Here is an 18,941-nt window from a genome sequence, read left to right on the forward strand (position 1 = left end):
ATGTGACGGAAATTTTTCGTTTTCATATTTTTTCTTTTGCTTAAAATTATAAATTATTTTTTAAAGTTCTGGATTGAATATTAACCACCGTAATTTTTTTGTAATTCTTCTAAAAGTATCAATAATCCTTTATCAGCTTCTTCAGACTGTACATTGGCAAACAGAATAAAAGCTTTGTTTATTGTGGGACAAATATACACTTTGGTTAAAAAAGTTCCCGGACTTCCGGTATGAAAAGAATATCTCAAATTATTTTTCTCTTTAATTTCAGATTCCCATCCAAATGAATATTCAGGCAAACTATAATGCATTTTATTAAAATCATCAGCACTCAATATTTTTGATTTTCCTAATAAACCCTGCAATTGCATTTGTGTAAATTTACAATAATCAGGCAAATTAACATTTATATTTCCTGCTGACGAAAGCCAATTAAGCTTATAATTCAACGCAGGTTTTTCGGCCTCTAAATTTTCATTATGTCCCCAGGGCTCATTTATATTTTTTACATTAGGCTGCCCAAAATCAAAATCGATTTGTAGACTTTTGCCTAATTCGTTTACTAAAGCTTCATAGGTTTTTCCGGTAGCTTTTTCAAGCATAAGTCCGGCGGCAACATAACTTGGATTTGACCAATAAACATCTTGTTTTTTTACAGGTATTTTTTGCTGAAAAAACCACTTTATGAACTCATAACGCTGTTGCTGATCGTTTCCTTTAATTTCGTCTTTTGTTGGAGTTTCATTGCCATAAGACCAAATACTAAGTTTAGCCCTAAAAGTTATAAAATCCTGTAAAGTAAAATTGTAGGTTTCGGGATTGCTTTTTGATTTTAGTTCCGGATATAAATCAAAGAATTTAGTATTCCATTTTATCTTTCCTTGCTTAACCAAAACCGTTGCCAAATAGCTTGTAATAGTTTTTGTTATAGATCCTAAACGAAATCTGTCATTAAGATTGGCTTTAAAATTGGTGTTAATTCGTTGATTGCCTATAACCTGAATTTCAAAAATGGAATCTGACGAAATAACAGCATAAGCCAACTCAGGAATATGATGTTTTACCAAGATAGTTTCTGCAAATGCACTATTTTTTTGGCTGTAAAAACTAATTGAAAAGATAAATAATACTACGGAAAAAAGGATTTTTTTCATTTTTTGATTCGGGAAATTGAGTCAGCAAGTTACAAGACAATTTGAAATAAAAAAAGTTAAACGAAAATTATAATACGTATAAATTTCTTACAAATAAATTAATGCTTTACTTTAGAGCTTTATTCAATCAAAGTATATGTACACGCCAAAATTAAAGTTCTGTTTAGTATTCCTTTTTTTAGGTTTAATTGTTCACGCTCAATCTAAAAAATACACGATTCATACGGTAGCTTTTTATAATTTCGAAAATCTTTTCGATACTATAAATGATCCAACAACGCACGATGATGAATGGACGCCAAAGGGAATTCAAAACTGGACGCATGAAAAATACCAGCAAAAATTACAAAACCTTTCCAGAGTTTTATCTGATATTGGAACGCCGGAAAATCTAAATGCACCAACATTAATTGGCGGATCTGAAATTGAAAACAGAGGTGTTCTCGAAGATTTAATCAAACAATCTAAAATAGCGAATTACGATTACGGAATTATTCATTTTGATTCGCCGGATAAACGCGGAATCGATGTGGCATTATTGTATCAGAAGAAATATTTTAAACCTGCGACATATTCAAACATACCTTTATATATCTACAAAAATAAAGAGGTTTTAAAAGAGGAAAAAAAGGAGGAAACTGACAATGAAGAAGCACAAATAATACCTCAGAATAACCGAATCTTTACTAGAGATCAGCTTTTGGTAACCGGATTTTTAGAAGGGGAAGAAATCAGTATTATTGTCAATCACTGGCCTTCGCGATCGGGCGGAGAAAAAGCTTCGAGTAAATTTCGTGAAGAAGCCGGAAAACTCAATCGAAAAATCATCGATTCGCTGCAGCGTATAAATCCAAATGCAAAAGTGATTACACTTGGAGATTTTAATGACGGGCCTTATAATAAAAGCATAAAGGAAGCTTTGGGCGCAAAAGCAAAAAGAGCGGAAGTTCCTGAATTTGGTGTTTTTAATCCTTTTGAAGAAATGTTTTATAAAGGAATGGGAACTTTGGCATTTCGAGATTCCTGGGATATTTTTGATCAGATTATTATAACTGAATCTTTGATAAAACCGGATTTTGAATCATTTAAATTCTGGAAAGCAGGCATTTTCAACAGATCTTATCTTATTCAGACTTCAGGAAAATATAAAGGATATCCGTTACGACACACTTTGACAGAAGTAGGTTTTAGTGATCACTTTCCGGTTTATATTTATTTGATAAAAGAGAAGAAATAATGCGCAGTTTATAGTTTACAGTCACAGTTTACAGTCACAGTTTACAGTCGCAACTTACTGAAAACTGAAAACTGTGACTGAATACTGAATACTGTAAACTGAGACTGAAAACTTTTCATTAACTTAGCTACTTAGAAACTTAGTACCTTAAAAAATGGCAATTGCAAAACCCTTCAACCTTACCAAATGGATAGACGAAAACCGTCATTTACTTAAACCACCTGTTGGAAATAAAAACCTTTATGTAGATTCCGGTGATTATATTGTAATGATTGTTGCGGGTCCGAATGCTCGAAAAGATTATCATTATAATGAAACCGAAGAACTTTTTTATCAACTTGAAGGAAGTATAAAAGTGGTGATTCAGGAAGATGGTGAGCGTAAAGAAATGGAATTAAATGCCGGAGATATGTACCTTCATCCTGCAAAAATTCCGCATTCGCCAGTTCGTTCTGAGGGGTCAATAGGTTTGGTGATTGAGCGCAAACGTGCCGGAAAAGGATATACAGATGGTTTGCTTTGGCATTGCGATAACTGTAATCATAAACTTTATGAAGTGTTTTTTGAACTTCATAATATCGAAAAAGACTTCTTGCCGCATTTCGAACATTTCTATAATTCTGAAGATTTAAGAACCTGCGATAAATGTGGAACTGTAATGGAAACTGATCCTAGATTTGTTGCGAAGAAATAAAATTAGATATACACAATTCAAACCCGACAGGTTTTTAAAACCTGTCAGGTTTACAAACGTAACGATTGAATTTTGTTGATATATAAGAAAGAATATTCCTGCTATTTACCTCAAAGTTTTTAATTTAATTCGTCTGGTTGATCAAAATATGAGTACATTTGTATCAGAAATGATATAAAAACAATTCATAAATGATACAGGAAATTATCACATATAAGAATATAGTAAATAGTATCGAGGATTTAATAGATAAGTCTCCATTTAAAAAAACGCATATTATTGAAAAAGCAGGTATACCTAGTCCTACTTTTTATAGAAAGTTAAAGACTCATACTTTTACTCCGGACGAAATGCTTTCTATTGCAAAAATACTTTCTCCAGAAGAAAATTTTAGAATGGAATTGATCAAAGGAATTGAACAAGGTAGACGTGATATTGAAAATGGAGATTTCATTACTCATGAAGAAATGTTGCTTGAGTTGAAAAGCAAAAAAATGCTATAAAATTATAAGTTCAAAAATTGTAATGGCTTTTGACGATTATCCTGTAAATTAAATATAAAAATAGAATCATTTCTTATTTCGTAATATAAAGATGTGTGTTTTGAAATTACTATTTCATTACATCGTAAATCAATTTTATATTTTCCTAAATGCGGATTATTCTTTATTAAATTAATGGTATGTACAACTTCGGCAACGAATTTTTGAGCTATCACCGAATTCCAATTTTGTTCTAAATATCCTTGATTATTATAAAACGCGTTTTTTGCTTCTTTTGACCAAATAATTTTCATTCATGAGATAATTTAATCACAAATTTATAAAAATTAACTTACAAACACATAATTTTAATATTCGTTTACTTTATTATAACGATTAGTTACAATTCAAATCTCTTACCTTGTTCCGGATAAATAATTTTCAATCCCAAATCATTTTGGGTTTTTAATTGCTCTTTAATTTTTACAATATTTTTAGTTGGAGGTTTCAAATGTGTAATAATAATTTTGAAACCTTTTAAAGAATCTTTCCCGGATAATTCTTCTAAAACATGCATTTCCTGCATTAAATGATTAGGCGTCAAATGACCAAACAAAAATTTGTCCGGCTGCTCATTTGGGAATGAAACTTCAATCAAAATTCCTTTTAATTGTTTTGTTTTAATAAGTGGCGCAATTGCGGTCCATAAATCACGTAAATAATTGCTTTTTTCTACAGTATCTGGACCTGTATCGCCAAGATATAAAGCATAATTATCTTCATTTTTGATTAGAAAAGCAGTGCTTTCAAAAGGATTGACATGACTTAGCGGAAATGCTTTAACTGTCATCGTGGTATTTGTTAAAGGAGTTTCTTCTCCGATATTTAAAGTCTGGAAATGATATTTTTTGAGCGGAACTCCAACTCCCTGATCGCCAAAATTAGCCCAGGTTTGATCGTTGAAATAATGGTTTTCCATCATTTCCATGCATTTATTTGTAGCGTAAACTGTTTTTGAAGAATCGGCAGGTGAATTTATAATTAAGCCGGAAACATGATCTAAATGTGCGTGCGAAATTAAATATCCTTTTATATATTTTCTTAAAACTTCACTTGTTGAAACTTTAAAAACTTTGTTGTCAATTGCTTTTTCGATTCCGGCATTTACCGTTCCTGCATCCAGGCAAATGAAATCTTTTGTATTCGTTGGAGCAATTAAATAAGCCGATAAATTTTTTTCATCAATTCCGCCTTTTGTCCCTAAAGGAACAATCTGAAAAGAAGATTTTTGTTCTTTCTGAGAAAATGCATTAAAGGAAATTAAAAAGAAACAAATTAAAAGTTTGTTGATAATGGTCATGTCTGGATATTTTTGTGATACAAATTTCATTAATTAAAGTGAATAAATAGGCGCTTATTTCTGAAATTCATATCAAATAACCCTAAATTTACGTTTATTTTAAAATCTCATTTAGATTGTATTTCTAGTCGAAAACAATATCTTTACATAAAAATATAACAATTTTAACCAAAAAAGTTACAATGACAACAATAGCATCGCAATTTGGAATGAATGAGGCTCTGGATAAATTGGGCATCAAATTGATAAATGAAGGAACATCAACTGGTATCAATAATTTTTCGTCTGGAGGAATTTTAGATAGTTTTTCGCCGGTTGACGGAAAATTGATTGCTTCGGTAAAAATGTCAACTCAGGAAGATTACGAAAAAGTAATGCAGGCTGTAACAGAAGCTTTCAAAACATTTCGATTGATTCCTGCGCCACAACGTGGAGAAATTGTACGTCAGTTTGGAGAAAAATTGCGCCAAAATAAAGACGCTCTTGGTAAATTGGTTTCTTATGAAATGGGAAAATCGTTGCAGGAAGGTTATGGAGAAGTTCAGGAAATGATTGATATCTGTGATTTTGCGGTTGGTTTATCAAGACAATTACACGGTTTAACAATGCATTCAGAAAGACCCGGACACCGTATGTATGAGCAATATCATTCATTGGGAGTTGTTGGGATTATTTCGGCATTTAATTTTCCGGTTGCAGTTTGGTCGTGGAATACGGCTTTGGCATGGATTTCGGGTGATGTTTGTGTTTGGAAACCTTCTGAAAAAACACCTTTATGCGGTATTGCCTGTCAAAATATTATAGCGCAGGTTATTAAAGAAAATAATTTACCGGAAGGAATTTCTTGTTTGATTAATGGTGATTATCAAATAGGAGAATTGATGACGGCTGATATACGAATTCCGTTAATTTCTGCGACAGGTTCAACCCGAATGGGAAAAATCGTTGCGCAAAAGGTTGCGGGACGTTTAGGAAAATCTCTTTTAGAATTAGGTGGAAATAATGCCATTATTGTCACTCCTGATGCGGATATAAAAATGACGGTAATTGGTGCTGTTTTTGGAGCTGTTGGAACGGCTGGACAACGTTGTACATCAACGCGAAGACTAATTATTCATGAAAGTATTTATGATAAAGTAAAAGATGCTTTGGTTGCGGCTTATAAACAATTACGAATTGGAAATCCGCTTGACGAAAATAATCACGTTGGACCGCTAATTGATACGCATGCAGTCGAAATGTATGCTATTGCTTTAAACAAAGTTGTTGCCGAAGGTGGAAAAATTTTAGTTGAAGGCGGTGTGCTTTCCGGTGAAGGTTATGAAAGCGGCTGTTATGTAAAACCTGCAATTGCTGAGGCGCAAAATTCATTTGCGATTGTACAGCACGAAACATTTGCCCCGGTTTTATATCTAATTAAATATTCGGGAGATGTTGATAATGCAATCGAAATTCAAAATGGAGTAGGACAGGGATTATCATCGGCTATTATGACAAATAATCTGCGTGAAGCTGAAAGATTTTTATCTGTAGTTGGTTCTGATTGTGGAATTGCAAATGTGAATATTGGAACTTCTGGCGCTGAAATTGGCGGCGCTTTTGGTGGGGAAAAAGAAACTGGAGGTGGACGTGAATCGGGTTCTGATGCCTGGAAAATTTACATGCGCCGTCAAACCAATACCATTAATTATACGACAAGTTTACCATTGGCACAAGGAATTAAATTTGATTTGTAATACAGGATTCAAATTGACTAAATATAAAAAGGCTTCCAAATTTTGGAAGCCTTTAATTTTAGGAATAGATTAGTATTTAGTTTTTAATAATTTTTTGGGTGAAAGAACCATCAGCCGTGAAAACTTTTGCTAAATAAGTTCCGGAGTTTAATTGGCTTATATCTGCACTTTCGCTTCCTTTCTGAATTATTTTCACAAGAGATCCGAAGATATTGTAGATCAAAACTTTTTCTACTTTCTGATTATTGTCAGATAAATACAAAGTTCCAGATGCCGGATTTGGGTATAAGAATACTTTTGATTCTGTATCACTTATAATTTCTACTTTGGCAACACGAAGCGTACCAGAATTATAAACAGTACTCATATAGAATAAATTAGCTGTGTCTTTTTTTGCTATTGTATGACTTCCTGCAGCAAGTGAAACGGTCACAATACCTCCAGAAGCAGTTTTATCTACATTGTCTACTTTAATTGTTGCTGCCGATTCAACAAATACCAGAGTAAGCGTACTTGCCTGAGTTGTTGTAAAAGTGATGCTCGTAGAAGATTCAATTTTAAGGCATTGTGTCAATGTTAAGCCGTTGTATGTTACTGTTCCTTTTGTTGTAGAAAGATTTCCGGTTATAGTATAAAAAGAACTTGTTTTTCCGGAAGCTGTAAAATTATGTATTTCATTTCCGGCTGGCGTTCCCGTTGTTACTGTTATAGTTCCGGATCCTGTTGCAGGAGAACCCGATGTTCCTGTTGTAGCAATTGAGTAAGATACTGTAGCTGTTGGTGTACCGCTAATTGTGATTGTTTTAGCTGTTGTATTTTTTACAAAGCTAATTCCGGATGCAGGTAATCCTGTTACAGTTGCATCAGTTGCAGTTCCTCCCCATGTGTATACAACTGAGGCTATGGCAGTGCCACTCGCAACAGTTTGGTTGTTGTTTGCTGGTGAAGTCAGCGTTTGTGATCCTGCTGCAGTAACAGTTATAGTTCCGGATCCTGTTGCCGGAGTTCCTCCTGTCCCTGTTGTAGCGATAGAATAAGATACCGTTGCTGTTGGTGTTCCTGTAATTGTGATGGTTTTAGCTGTTGCATTTTTTACAAAACTAATTCCAGATGCAGGCAATCCTGTTACAGTTGCATCGGTTGCATCTCCTCCCCAGGTAAAAACAATAGTAGCGATCGAAGTTCCGCTCGTAACTGATTGGTTGTTGTTTGCTGTTGATGTTAAAGTTTGGTTACTTGCAGGGGGATTTCCTTCGCCTTGCACTGCAACTAATGTTCCTGTATAATTGGTAAGTGCAGATTTTAATGCTGTAATTACAAGAGAAGATGTATCGTCTGTTGCATTATTAAAAATCCATTTTAAGTCACCTCCCGAAACACGTCCTGCATATTGCGATGTTTTAGTTTTGGCAACAGCAGGCTGATCCACAACTAGATTTTTGACATATAAAGCTGCATCGGTATCGAAATTATTATAAGTGTTTGCACCAGATTTAGATTTAACAGCACTACTTACAGTTTCACCTCTTGATGTTGCTACATAAGCATCAAAATCTGTTGCCGAGCTAATTTTACCTGAAATGTTATATAAAGGATTCGGATCATTATAAGCGACAAAACGCATGTTATTTGTTCCGTTTGAAGCATCAAAAGTGTTATTAAATGCTTTGATTGAACCTCCGGCTTCTCCGGAAAATGTTCCCATTGTTCCGGCATTATTTACCTGATTTGCTTCATCCCAAATATCAGTTCCCTGTAAAGATGTCATCATAGGATGTTTACTGTTGCGGAAATAATTTCCTTCTACAAAAACTGACGATCCCATAGTTGATCCGACGCCATATTTTGAAACTCCGTCGTAATAATTGTTATAAACATGTGCCGAATAGAAGCGAACACGAGGATGACGTGAATCAGAATGATCAAACCAGTTATGGTGATATGTAATATATAAACCAGTTGTAGTATCTTCGCTCAAGCCTAAAAGGCTTGCTTTTCCGTTATCCCAAAAGTGATTGTATGACAATGTGATATAAGTTGATGATTTATTGTCTAAAGCGCCATCACCTTTAATTTGGTCTGCGTCACTTCCTGCATTTCCATAGAATAAATCACAGTTGTGAACCCAAACGTGATCGTTATCTTGTTGCATTCCAACATTATCGCCGGCAGTACTGTTGCAATTCATAAAACCAAGATTGCTAACTTCTATATTTGATGCTGATTTAAGTCGCACTCCCCATCCATTTGCAACAGCGTCTGTTCCTACACCTTCAATAGTTACGTAACTTGCAGCATTGTTTGCGTTTTCGATAACGACGTCTCCGCCTTCCATAACGGTCATGTCAGTAATATTTCCGATTAAACGAAAAATAAACGGACGCGTATCTTTGCCTTTTTTTATAGCATATAAAATATTTTGCAAGCCAACGCAAGGATTCGCGCTTGCGCCTGTAATATTCATAGATACCGTATTTTTTGTGTTTTGTGTAATGTAAACGATTACAGCATTATCTTTTGGAGTTCCATCGGCTTTGTATCCGCCAGGAACTCTACCGCTTTCAAATGCAAAACCATTACGATCTTGTGCAACAGCTGTTAAACTGCCGGTTGTTGTGCCTGAGCCTTCTACTCCTGAGATAACTGGTTTAATTTTAACGGTGTAAGCACCGGCTTTTAATCCGGGAATGTCAGCGCGAAAATAAGTGCCATAACTACGAATAAGCTGATCTTCAATTTTTTTATCTGTAAAACCGTTTCCGGTATAATACACATTGTAAGATTGTGCATTGCTAACAGGCTGCCATGTTACAAAAACAGATTCGAGCCAGCCGGAGGCTTCATTAATTTGCTGCGCCCAAGTTTGAGCAGCAAGGAACATAAAAACTAAAATAAGTAAGTTTTTTTTCATAATGTTTAGTTTAAGTTAGTAAAATAAATTTTGTGGTTATTAAACTATTACAAAAAGTGGTTTTATTGTAATCGATTACACAAAAATAAGTAAAATTTCGATATTCAAAATTATTTTATCTTAAAAAAACATATATAATAAAAAAATGATAATTAATTTATATATTTTGTAATAAATTGCATTAAATGTAATTTATTACATATTTATATAAATCTTCCGTAAGTATTATTTTTACTACAGTTTTCAGTTTCGTTTATTTTAATTTTTAGAACTTTAATCTATGATTGAAGTATTTTCATGTCTCGTTAGAATGCAACATAAAAACAAAGAAAAATAGTGTTAATTTTTATATTTTTAAGTCGCGGTAGTAGTTAAAAATATATTTTTGTCAAATTTTTAAGTGAAGAAAGATCTTTAAGTAAGAATTAAAAGAAGTGAAATTTAATTTCTATAGAATTAATGGCATAAATCGAATACCTTTTTATGTAAATTTTCCGGACAAAACTTTGATCTGATTATGTAGGTTTTTGCCACAAAAAAAGCCTTTTTGAATTTCAAAAAGGCTTTCTATTTTTTATGTAAAAGAATTAATTTTTACGGGATAGTTTTGATAATAATCTTAAAAACTCAATGTACAACCAAACCAGCGTTATCATTAAGCCCATTGCACCATACCATTCCATAAATTTAGGCATTCTTTGTTGTACTCCTTTTTCGATTTGATCGAAATCTAAGAATAAATTTAAAGCGGCAACAACAATTACAAATACACTAATACCAATACTCATCATAGAATTTCCGTAATGTACAGGAGTAAAGCTTGTAAACATTGATACCAGCCATGAAATTAAATAATAAGTTGCGATTGCCAAAGTAGCAGCAACAACTACTGATTTGAATTGCTCGGTTACTTTTACAATTTTAAATTTATATAAACCTAAACAAACTAAAAAAGTAACTAAAGTCGCTCCAACAGCGTTGATTACAATTCCAGGATACATGGCTTCAAAAATAGCAGATATTCCTCCAATAAATAACCCTTCAAATAAGGCGTAACCAGGAGCTAAATAAGGAGAATATTGTGGTTTAAATGCTGAGATTACAACTAAAATAAGACCTACAATAGCACCACCAATTGTTGGAAGCATTGCATTCATTCCGTTAAATGCCATCCACCATGTTACCATAGCAGCTCCGCATAAAATTAAAAATAGAATAGCAGTTTTGTTGATTGTACCCGAAATACTCATTTCCTGATTGTAATCAATAATTTGTGCTTCGTGTACTTCTTGAGCTTTTGATACAGCATTTGATGAAAAACGCTTGTTGCTTAAAAATGGATTTTTTGAATTGAAGTTCATAGTTTAAAACATTTAATTGTGTCCAAATATATGGAGTTTTTTTGATGTGCGATTACTTCTGTATTTTTTTTAACATGATTTTTTCTTCTGAATTAGATTAGTATTTAAATAAAAAATCCACCCGTTTATTGCGGATGGATTTATGTATATTTTGAGTAGAATTTTCTATTTCAATAAATCTAAAACTAATGAAGGGAATAATCCTAAAGCAATATTTAATGCAATTGAAATTATGGCAACAGCATAAATAAGAAATGGTTTTCCGGTACGTTCTTCGTTAGGTTCTTTAGAATACATCGCCAAAATTAATTTGAAATAATAACCAACACTAATAATTGAGTTGATAACTGCTACTATTACTAAAGCAATATAACCTGCCTGTATCGTTTGGTTGAATAAAAATAATTTTGCAAAAAATCCTGAGAAGATTGGAATACCAGCCATTGATAACAATGAACCTGTTAATATTGCTGCCAACAACGGATTAGTTTTTCCTAAACCATGAAAATTGGTAATATCTTCATTATCCTGATTTTTGCAAACGTATAAAATAACACTAAAAGCTGCAATTCCGGCTAATGCATAAGCTGCAGTATAATAAAGTAAAACTCCTGCTGAAGTTGCAATACTTAGGAAAGTCATTAACATAAAACCTGCATGCGAAATTCCTGAGAACGCCAGCATACGTTTTACATTAACCTGACGCAACGCCATGATATTTCCAACGGTCATCGAGGCAATGGATATCGTTACAATAATATTTTCGAATGTTCCTAAAAGATCCTGATTATCCAGAGATGGAATAAAATTTAATCCCTCAATTAATTTATAAAGTGTTGCAATTGCTACAACTTTAGCCAACGTACTCATCAAAGCAGTTGTTAATGCCGGAGAACCTTCGTAAACATCAGGAGCCCAAAAGTGAAAAGGAACAGCAGCGATTTTAAAGAACATACCAATAATCATTAAGATCATTCCAATAGGGAACCAGATTGGCAATTCTGCAGATAAAGAACTTTCATGAATTTCAGCAACATCAAAACTTCCCATTGCTCCGTAAATCAGACAAATTCCAAATAAAATAATTCCAGATGCGAAAGATCCCATCAAAAAGTATTTCATACCCGCTTCGTTACTTTTTAAGTTTAAACGCTCGCTTGCTGCTAATACATATAATGCAATAGATAAAATTTCGATTCCTAAGAAAAACATAGCAAGGTTTCCAAAAGAAACCATAGCAACACCACCAGCTAATAAAAATACTTTTATAGCAATAAAATCGGAGATTTTAGTTGGATGGTTCTCGTAAAAATTATGGCTTAATGCAACCAGAAAAATAGTCAGGATAATAAACAATGACGAAAATGCAGTTGAGAATTTGCTCACTGTTATCATATTGTTATAGTAACTTCCTGTCGATCCAAATTCCGAAAAATTAAGAGCCAAGACAGCCAATAGACCTACTATTGTTACTGGAACAATGGCTTTTCTTAAATTAAGAATTTCAAATAATAGGCAGAAAATACCCAATCCCGTAATTGCTATTAATGTATTCATTTTTGCTTTTTTGATTTAGGAAACCAAAACTACTGATGTCCTACTTTATTTTTATTTAAAATATTAATTTTTATTGATAACGTTTAAAATCGTTTCTAAACTTGGTGTAATCAAATCTGTAATTGGTTTTGGATAAAATCCGAAGAACACTAATACAGCAATAATTACGACTAATGAAATTCCTTCGTTAACCGAAACATCTGCAAAAGTTTTAGGGTTTGTTTCGCCCAACATTACATTTTGAAACATTTTAAGCATATAATAAGCTCCTAAAATAATAGTTGTTCCGCCTAAAACAGCAAACCAAATATTAATTTGAGAAAGACTATACAAAACTGTAAATTCTCCAACAAAGTTAAAAGTACTTGGTAAAGCAACAGAAGCTAATACCAAAATTAAAAACATTGAAGTAAATTTTGGAGATTGAATACGAATTCCACCCATTTCGCTGATTTCTCTTGTTTCGAATCTTCTAAAGATAATTTCAGCAGCAAAAAACAATCCTACAACAACAAAACCGTGAGCAATCATTTGTAAAACAGCTCCGCGTAAACCATCAATTGTTAAAGTATACGTTCCTGCAGCAATTAATCCAACGTGTGCAAGAGAAGAATAAGCTAACAATTTCTTCAAGTCTTTTTGTCTTAAAGCGACAATTGATCCGTAGATAACGCCTGCAATTCCTAAAGCGATAAAAATATTCATGTATTCTTTTGCAGCAAGAGGCGCAATTGGCAATTGCCAGCGAATAACACTATATAATCCCATTTTTAGCATAATACCGGATAAAAGCATTGTTCCAACAGTTGGTGCTTTTTGGTATACATTTGCCTGCCAAGTATGAAAAGGGATAATTGGAATTTTAATGGCATAAGCTAAAAAGAATGCTAAGAATATCCAAAGCTGCTCACTTGCAGATAAATTTAATTTGTATAAATCTTCAATAAGGAAACTTCCGGCTTTTGTATACAAGTAAATAAAAGCAACGAGCATGAATAAAGATCCTGCAAGTGTGTAAATAAAGAATTTAATTACTGCTTTTCTACGTTCTTCTGCATCACCATTACCCCAAATAAGAGCAATGAAGTAAATAGGAATAAGTGCTAACTCCCAGAAAATATAATATAAAAGACCATCTGCCGCAAGGAAAGTTCCTGTCATTGCAAAGGCCATAAATAAAATCAAAGCATAAAAACCTTTTGCATTTTTGTATTCATTTCCAAAAGAAGAGAATATAATAATTGGCGTTAAAGCAACAGTTAACAAAAGCATTGCCATACCCAAACCATCAGCATTTAGAGCAAATGAAATTTTAGGCTGCGTTATCCATGCATTGATTACACTGATGTTTTCGCCCGCACAAAAATGATTTAATAAAACAATTGAACAACCTAAAGCGATTAAGCTAAAGAACAAAGCTACTTTTGATGCTAGTTTGTCACCAACAAAATAAGTGGCAAATGCACCAATTAAAAGAATAATTAATATAAGAGAAACGTTCATAGTTGTAAAATTATTTAGCTAAAAATATATAGGAAACAATGGCACAAAGACCTAAAACAAAAGCAAAAAGATATAATCCTATGCTTCCGCTTTGTAGTTTTTTACCTTGAAAACCTATTTCATTGGTTACTTTTCCTAATCCGAAAACAAGAGCAGACAAACCTGTTTCGATGCTGTCTCTAAAGAATCTTGATAATGCGTTGATAGAACGAACGAATATTACATCGTAAGCTTCATCAACATAATATTTGTTATAAAGAACTTTAGCTAAACCAGTAATGTTTTCGTCAGATTCAGGAACATTGTCTTGTTTGAAGTATTTAATGTAAGCAATCAAAATACCTAATAATCCGCCTAAAACGGCAACTCCCATTAAAGTATATTCTGTTGCGCCTAAATGGTGTTCTTCACCCGCTGCTTTTATGAAAAGAGGTGCTAAATATTCATTTAACCAGCTATTTCCTGGTAAACTAATTAGTCCGCCAAAAGTAGCAAGAACGGCTAAAATCATTAAAGGAAAAGTGATTAAACCATCGCTTTCATGTAAATGATGTTTTTGTTCTTCAGTTCCTCTAAAATCTTTAAAGAAAGTCAGGAACATTAATCGGAACATATAAAAAGCAGTCATAATGGATGCAATAGATCCAACAACATACAATGGAATGTTATGGTGGAAAGCCGTTAACAAGATTTCATCTTTTGAAAAGAAACCGGAGAAAAACGGAACTCCTGAGATTGCTAATGAAGACACTAACATTGTCCAGAAAGTAACTGGCATTGCTTTACGCAAACCTCCCATTTTTCGCATATCCTGTTCTCCATGCAATCCGTGAATTACAGATCCTGAACCTAAGAATAAACAAGCTTTAAAGAAGGCATGAGTAATAACGTGGAAAACGGCAACTTCATAAGCACCAAATCCTAACGCTAGAAACATTAAACCTAATTGAGAAACAGTAGAGTAAGCTAAAACCTTTTTAATATCGGTTTGAACTAAACCAATTGTTGCAGCGACTAATGAAGTAATAGCTCCAATAACCGCAATAACAGTTTGAACATCCGGAGCTAAATCAAATACAAAGTTTAATCTTGTTACCATAAAGATACCGGCTGTAACCATAGTCGCAGCGTGAATCAATGCAGAAACAGGAGTTGGTCCCGCCATCGCATCCGGCAACCAAGTGTATAACGGAATTTGTGCTGATTTACCACAAGCTCCAATAAACAAACATAAAGCAGCTAAAGAAAGTAATGGTAAATTAAGATTTGTTGTTCCGGCAATGGCTGTTTTTAAAGTAGCATAATCTAAAGTCGAGAACATTGAACCAATAATGAACATTCCGATTAATAAACCTAAATCTCCAATTCGGTTCATAATGAAAGCTTTTTTCGCAGCATCATTGTAATCCTGGTTTTTATACCAAAATCCAATTAATAAATAAGAGCAAAGTCCAACACCTTCCCAGCCAATAAATAAAACTAATAAGTTACTTCCGATAACAAGCGTAATCATGAAAAACACAAACAAATTCAAATAAGAGAAGAATTTGTGCATATTCTCATCATCATGCATGTAACTAATAGAGTATAAGTGTATCAATGAACCAATACCGGTTACAAAAAGCAACCAAAGTAATGACAACTGATCTAATAAAAATCCAAGATTGATGTGAAGATTACTAATCTGAATCCAGTCAAATAAAGTTATTTGAATGGCTTTTTCAGTTTGAGTAATTTGATTGAAAAAGAATAATGTTACAGCAAATGAAACTACAACAGCGGCAGTTCCGATAATTCCCGAAACTGTTTTTCCTAAGCTTTTTCCAAAGAAAACATTGATTAAAAATCCTAAAAAAGGAGCTAATACTAAAACAAGAGCTAAATTGGTATCCATTTCCATTTATCCTTTTAAATTTTTTAAATTATCGATACTAATCGAACCTAAATTTCTAAAGATCGAAACTAAAATAGCCAATCCAACTGCAACTTCTGCTGCTGCAACTGCCATCGAGAAGAATACAAAAACTTGTCCTTGCGCGTCTTGATGATACGTTGAAAAAGCAACAAATAAAAGGTTAACAGCATTCAACATGATTTCGATAGACATGAAAACGATAATAGCGTTTCGTCTGTACAATACACCAAAAACACCAATACAGAAAAGTACAACACTTAAAAAGATGTAGTTCTCAATACCTATTTGATTTAATATATTACCCATTATTTATTTAATTTTTCTTTTTTAGACAATAGTACTGTTCCAATCATTGCAACCAAAAGTAATACAGATGCAAATTCAAAGGGAACCATATATTCGTTCAATAATATTTTACCAAGTACTTTTATAGATTGAAAATCTTCACCGGTTGAATCGTAAGCGCCAACAATTGGTTTCGAATTGATAAAAATTGCAATCAATACAATGCAAATCAAACAGAAAGAAACAATAGCACCTAAACGTGTAATTCTAGGGCGGTGTACGTCTCGTTGTTCATTTAAATTCATCAACATAATCGTAAAAAGGAACAAAATCATAATTGCTCCGGAATAGACTATAATATGTACAATAGCTAAAAACTGAGAGTTTAGAAGTAAATAGTGACCGGCAATCGAGAAGAAACAAATCACTAAATAAATAGCACTGTGAATAGGGTTTCTGCTAAAAATAGTCAGGAAAGCCGTTATTACCGTGATAAACGCTAAAAAACAAAATATAACTTGAACAGTTGTTGCGTGTGCAAAATCAGGAATATGTATCATTTAGTTAGCATTATTAAGTTGAGCATTTTTGATAGCCACGTCAAGAGGCATCACTAATCTGTCTTTTCCAAAAATGAAATCTTCTCTTTCATAACTAGAAGGAACCAATACTTTTGATGTTGTTAAGTAAATAGCATCTTTTGGACACGCTTCTTCACATAAACCACAAAAAATACAACGTAACATATTGATTTCATATATCGAAGCATATTTTTCTTCTCTGTATAAATGTTTTTCGTCAGCTTTACGTTCAGCAGCTTTCATCGTAATGGCTTCTGCCGGACATGATAAGGCACATAATCCGCAAGCAGTACAGTTTTCACGACCTTGCTCATCACGTTTCAACTGGTGTTGACCACGATATACCGGACTCATTTCACGCACTTGTTCAGGATAGTGAATCGTCACTTTTTTTGTGAATAAGTGTTTAAGAGTGATAAGCAATCCTTTCACAATCGCCACAAGATACATTCGCTCTAAAAAAGTCATCTCTTTATTAGAGACCATCTTTTTTCTACCCGATAATGATATAGTTTCTATCGACATTTTTTTAATTTTTATTTTGAAGCTTAGTCCTGCTATCCGCTATATTTTTTATTTTTTAAAGAAAAAAACAAAAGGATGTCGCTTTTATCAGGGCTAGGACACTTTGGTATTAATGAAATTTATTTTTTATAACCAATTTTAGTTCTTTCGATTTTATTTTCCTGTTTATCCATTAACTCATCAAGATAAGTAAAGACTAATTCGATATTTTTACTCTGATTCGATAATTTTGTTTTTATCTCTAACATATCGTATGCCTCCCCAACTTGAGGTGCCAATTTGGCTCCTCAAGATTTCGCTTTCAATTTCAGTCAATTCAAACATAAAATCTTCTGGAAATCTTTCTATATTTCTACGAACCTGTCTTTTGAGTTGCTTAGTTTCTACTCCATAAAGTATGGCTAATTCAGAATCAAGCATTACCTTTTGTCCTCTAATAAGCAATATTTTGCTAACTATGAACCCTTCCGTAATCATTAATTCTTCACTCATTCCGTTATTTGTTATGCAGCGGTCATAATTTACAACCGTTTTTTTGTTTAGATATCACAAAATGTGATACCTAAAATTCTACGCAATTTTATTTTAGAACCCTAAAGCTGCAGCAATATCGTGTCTTAATATAACCGCACCCGTAATCATAATATTAATGATTGAAAGAGGTATCAAAATTCTCCATCCTAAGTGCATTAATTGATCGTATCTAAATCTTGGAATCGTCCAACGCACCCACATATAGAAAAATATGAAAAAGCATAATTTTGCAAACAATACTGCAATTCCTAATGTATTAGCAATATTTACTCCAGCATGTTCTGTCATCCAGCTCATTCCCGGATAGTTATACCCACCAAAGAATAGTACTGAGATAATTGTTGCAGAAATAAACATACTCGCATATTCAGCAAATAAATAGAATCCCATTTTCATGGATGAATATTCTGTATGGTAACCTCCAATCAATTCATTCTCACATTCTGCCAAATCAAAAGGTGTTCTGTTGGTTTCTGCAAACGAGCAAATTAAGAAAATCAGGAAAGATACAGGTTGGTATAAAACATTCCAGTGCCATTCTGATTGTTGTAAAGAGATTTCTTTTAAGCTTAAAGTTCCGGTCATCATTAACAATGCAATCATTGACAATCCCATAGGAACTTCATACGAAACCATTTGCGAGGCTGCACGAACAGCGCCCATTAATGAGAATTTATTGTTAGAAGCCCATCCACCAATCATGATGCCGTAAACTCCAACCGAAAGTACTCCAAAAATATACAATAAAGCAATGTTAATATCCGTTGCCTGTAAAATAACATCTCGTCCAAAAACGTGTAATTTGTCTCCCCACGGAATTACTGCACTTGTCATTAAAGCTGTACTCATTGCAATTGCCGGTCCAACAACAAACAAAAATTTGTTAGGTGTATTTGGGAAAAATTCTTCTTTTGAAAATAATTTCATACCATCAGCAAGAGGTTGTAATAATCCTCCCCATCCGGCACGGTTTGGTCCTACACGATCCTGAAGAAAAGCCGCAACTTTACGTTCAGCCCATGTAGAGTACATCGCCATAATCATTGTTACGGCAAATACCACAACAATTACAACACTTTTTTCTATAATAAATGCACCATCCACCA

At 33.3% G+C, this 18,941-nt stretch carries 17 protein-coding genes; 4 read left to right on the forward strand and 13 right to left on the reverse strand.

What is annotated here, in order from left to right; translation table 11 throughout:
• Window positions 1–80 precede the first annotated feature (80 nt).
• Window positions 81–1,154: a serine hydrolase domain-containing protein gene (locus OLM54_RS17515; protein ID WP_264535854.1), complete on the reverse strand. Its 1,074-nt coding sequence runs from the start codon at window positions 1,152–1,154 to the stop codon at window positions 81–83.
• 136 nt (window positions 1,155–1,290) lie between these two features.
• Here OLM54_RS17515 and OLM54_RS17520 point away from each other — a divergent pair, with 136 nt between their 5' ends.
• From OLM54_RS17520 to OLM54_RS17530, 3 genes are all read left to right on the forward strand, one after another.
• The gene (locus OLM54_RS17520; protein ID WP_264535855.1) at window positions 1,291–2,391 is read left to right on the forward strand and encodes an endonuclease/exonuclease/phosphatase family protein; all 1,101 of its coding nucleotides are present in this window, start codon (window positions 1,291–1,293) and stop codon (window positions 2,389–2,391) included.
• A gap of 154 nt (window positions 2,392–2,545) precedes the next feature.
• The gene (locus OLM54_RS17525) at window positions 2,546–3,085 is read left to right on the forward strand and encodes a 3-hydroxyanthranilate 3,4-dioxygenase (RefSeq protein WP_264535856.1); all 540 of its coding nucleotides are present in this window, start codon (window positions 2,546–2,548) and stop codon (window positions 3,083–3,085) included.
• A gap of 191 nt (window positions 3,086–3,276) precedes the next feature.
• On the forward strand, window positions 3,277–3,588 hold the full coding sequence (locus OLM54_RS17530; RefSeq protein ID WP_264535857.1) for a hypothetical protein: 312 nt from the start codon (window positions 3,277–3,279) through the stop codon (window positions 3,586–3,588).
• A gap of 2 nt (window positions 3,589–3,590) precedes the next feature.
• Here the strand turns inward: OLM54_RS17530 and OLM54_RS17535 are convergent, their stop codons facing one another.
• Both OLM54_RS17535 and OLM54_RS17540 read right to left on the reverse strand, forming a co-directional pair.
• The gene (locus OLM54_RS17535; RefSeq protein ID WP_264535858.1) at window positions 3,591–3,881 is read right to left on the reverse strand and encodes a type II toxin-antitoxin system RelE/ParE family toxin; all 291 of its coding nucleotides are present in this window, start codon (window positions 3,879–3,881) and stop codon (window positions 3,591–3,593) included.
• Between the two features lie 86 nt (window positions 3,882–3,967).
• Entirely contained in the window at window positions 3,968–4,927 is a 960-nt protein-coding gene (locus tag OLM54_RS17540) for an MBL fold metallo-hydrolase (protein ID WP_264538580.1), read from the reverse strand.
• Window positions 4,928–5,109: 182 nt separating this feature from the next.
• Here OLM54_RS17540 and OLM54_RS17545 point away from each other — a divergent pair, with 182 nt between their 5' ends.
• Entirely contained in the window at window positions 5,110–6,663 is a 1,554-nt protein-coding gene (locus tag OLM54_RS17545; RefSeq protein ID WP_264535859.1) for an aldehyde dehydrogenase family protein, read from the forward strand.
• A 76-nt stretch (window positions 6,664–6,739) separates the two neighbouring features.
• Here the strand turns inward: OLM54_RS17545 and OLM54_RS17550 are convergent, their stop codons facing one another.
• The 10 genes from OLM54_RS17550 to nuoH form a co-directional block, all read right to left on the reverse strand.
• The gene (locus OLM54_RS17550) at window positions 6,740–9,574 is read right to left on the reverse strand and encodes a T9SS type A sorting domain-containing protein (RefSeq protein ID WP_264535860.1); all 2,835 of its coding nucleotides are present in this window, start codon (window positions 9,572–9,574) and stop codon (window positions 6,740–6,742) included.
• Window positions 9,575–10,161: 587 nt separating this feature from the next.
• On the reverse strand, window positions 10,162–10,935 hold the full coding sequence (locus OLM54_RS17555) for a Bax inhibitor-1/YccA family protein (RefSeq protein WP_264535861.1): 774 nt from the start codon (window positions 10,933–10,935) through the stop codon (window positions 10,162–10,164).
• 165 nt (window positions 10,936–11,100) lie between these two features.
• Window positions 11,101–12,492 (reverse strand): NADH-quinone oxidoreductase subunit N, encoded by a 1,392-nt coding sequence (locus OLM54_RS17560; protein ID WP_264535862.1) that lies wholly within the window; start codon window positions 12,490–12,492, stop codon window positions 11,101–11,103.
• A 63-nt stretch (window positions 12,493–12,555) separates the two neighbouring features.
• A complete protein-coding gene (locus OLM54_RS17565) occupies window positions 12,556–13,995 on the reverse strand; it encodes a complex I subunit 4 family protein (protein ID WP_264535863.1) in 1,440 nt (479 codons plus the stop codon).
• A gap of 10 nt (window positions 13,996–14,005) precedes the next feature.
• Window positions 14,006–15,889, reverse strand: a complete 1,884-nt coding sequence (nuoL, locus tag OLM54_RS17570; protein WP_264535864.1) for an NADH-quinone oxidoreductase subunit L — start codon at window positions 15,887–15,889, stop codon at window positions 14,006–14,008.
• A 6-nt stretch (window positions 15,890–15,895) separates the two neighbouring features.
• On the reverse strand, window positions 15,896–16,216 hold the full coding sequence (gene nuoK, locus OLM54_RS17575; RefSeq protein WP_026982591.1) for an NADH-quinone oxidoreductase subunit NuoK: 321 nt from the start codon (window positions 16,214–16,216) through the stop codon (window positions 15,896–15,898).
• Window positions 16,216–16,755 carry an NADH-quinone oxidoreductase subunit J gene (locus OLM54_RS17580; protein WP_264535865.1) on the reverse strand — a complete coding sequence of 180 codons (540 nt, stop codon included), beginning with the start codon at window positions 16,753–16,755 and terminating at the stop codon, window positions 16,216–16,218. Before OLM54_RS17580 ends, nuoK begins: the two co-directional genes overlap by 1 nt.
• The gene (locus OLM54_RS17585) at window positions 16,756–17,301 is read right to left on the reverse strand and encodes a NuoI/complex I 23 kDa subunit family protein (RefSeq protein WP_264535866.1); all 546 of its coding nucleotides are present in this window, start codon (window positions 17,299–17,301) and stop codon (window positions 16,756–16,758) included.
• A gap of 210 nt (window positions 17,302–17,511) precedes the next feature.
• Window positions 17,512–17,793, reverse strand: a complete 282-nt coding sequence (locus OLM54_RS17590; protein ID WP_264535867.1) for an ORF6N domain-containing protein — start codon at window positions 17,791–17,793, stop codon at window positions 17,512–17,514.
• 93 nt (window positions 17,794–17,886) lie between these two features.
• A complete protein-coding gene (nuoH, locus tag OLM54_RS17595; protein WP_264538581.1) occupies window positions 17,887–18,939 on the reverse strand; it encodes an NADH-quinone oxidoreductase subunit NuoH in 1,053 nt (350 codons plus the stop codon).
• Window positions 18,940–18,941 lie beyond the last annotated feature (2 nt).

Origin of the sequence: Flavobacterium sp. N1736 (assembly GCF_025947065.1) — a bacterium.
Taxonomy (GTDB): Bacteria; Bacteroidota; Bacteroidia; order Flavobacteriales; family Flavobacteriaceae; genus Flavobacterium.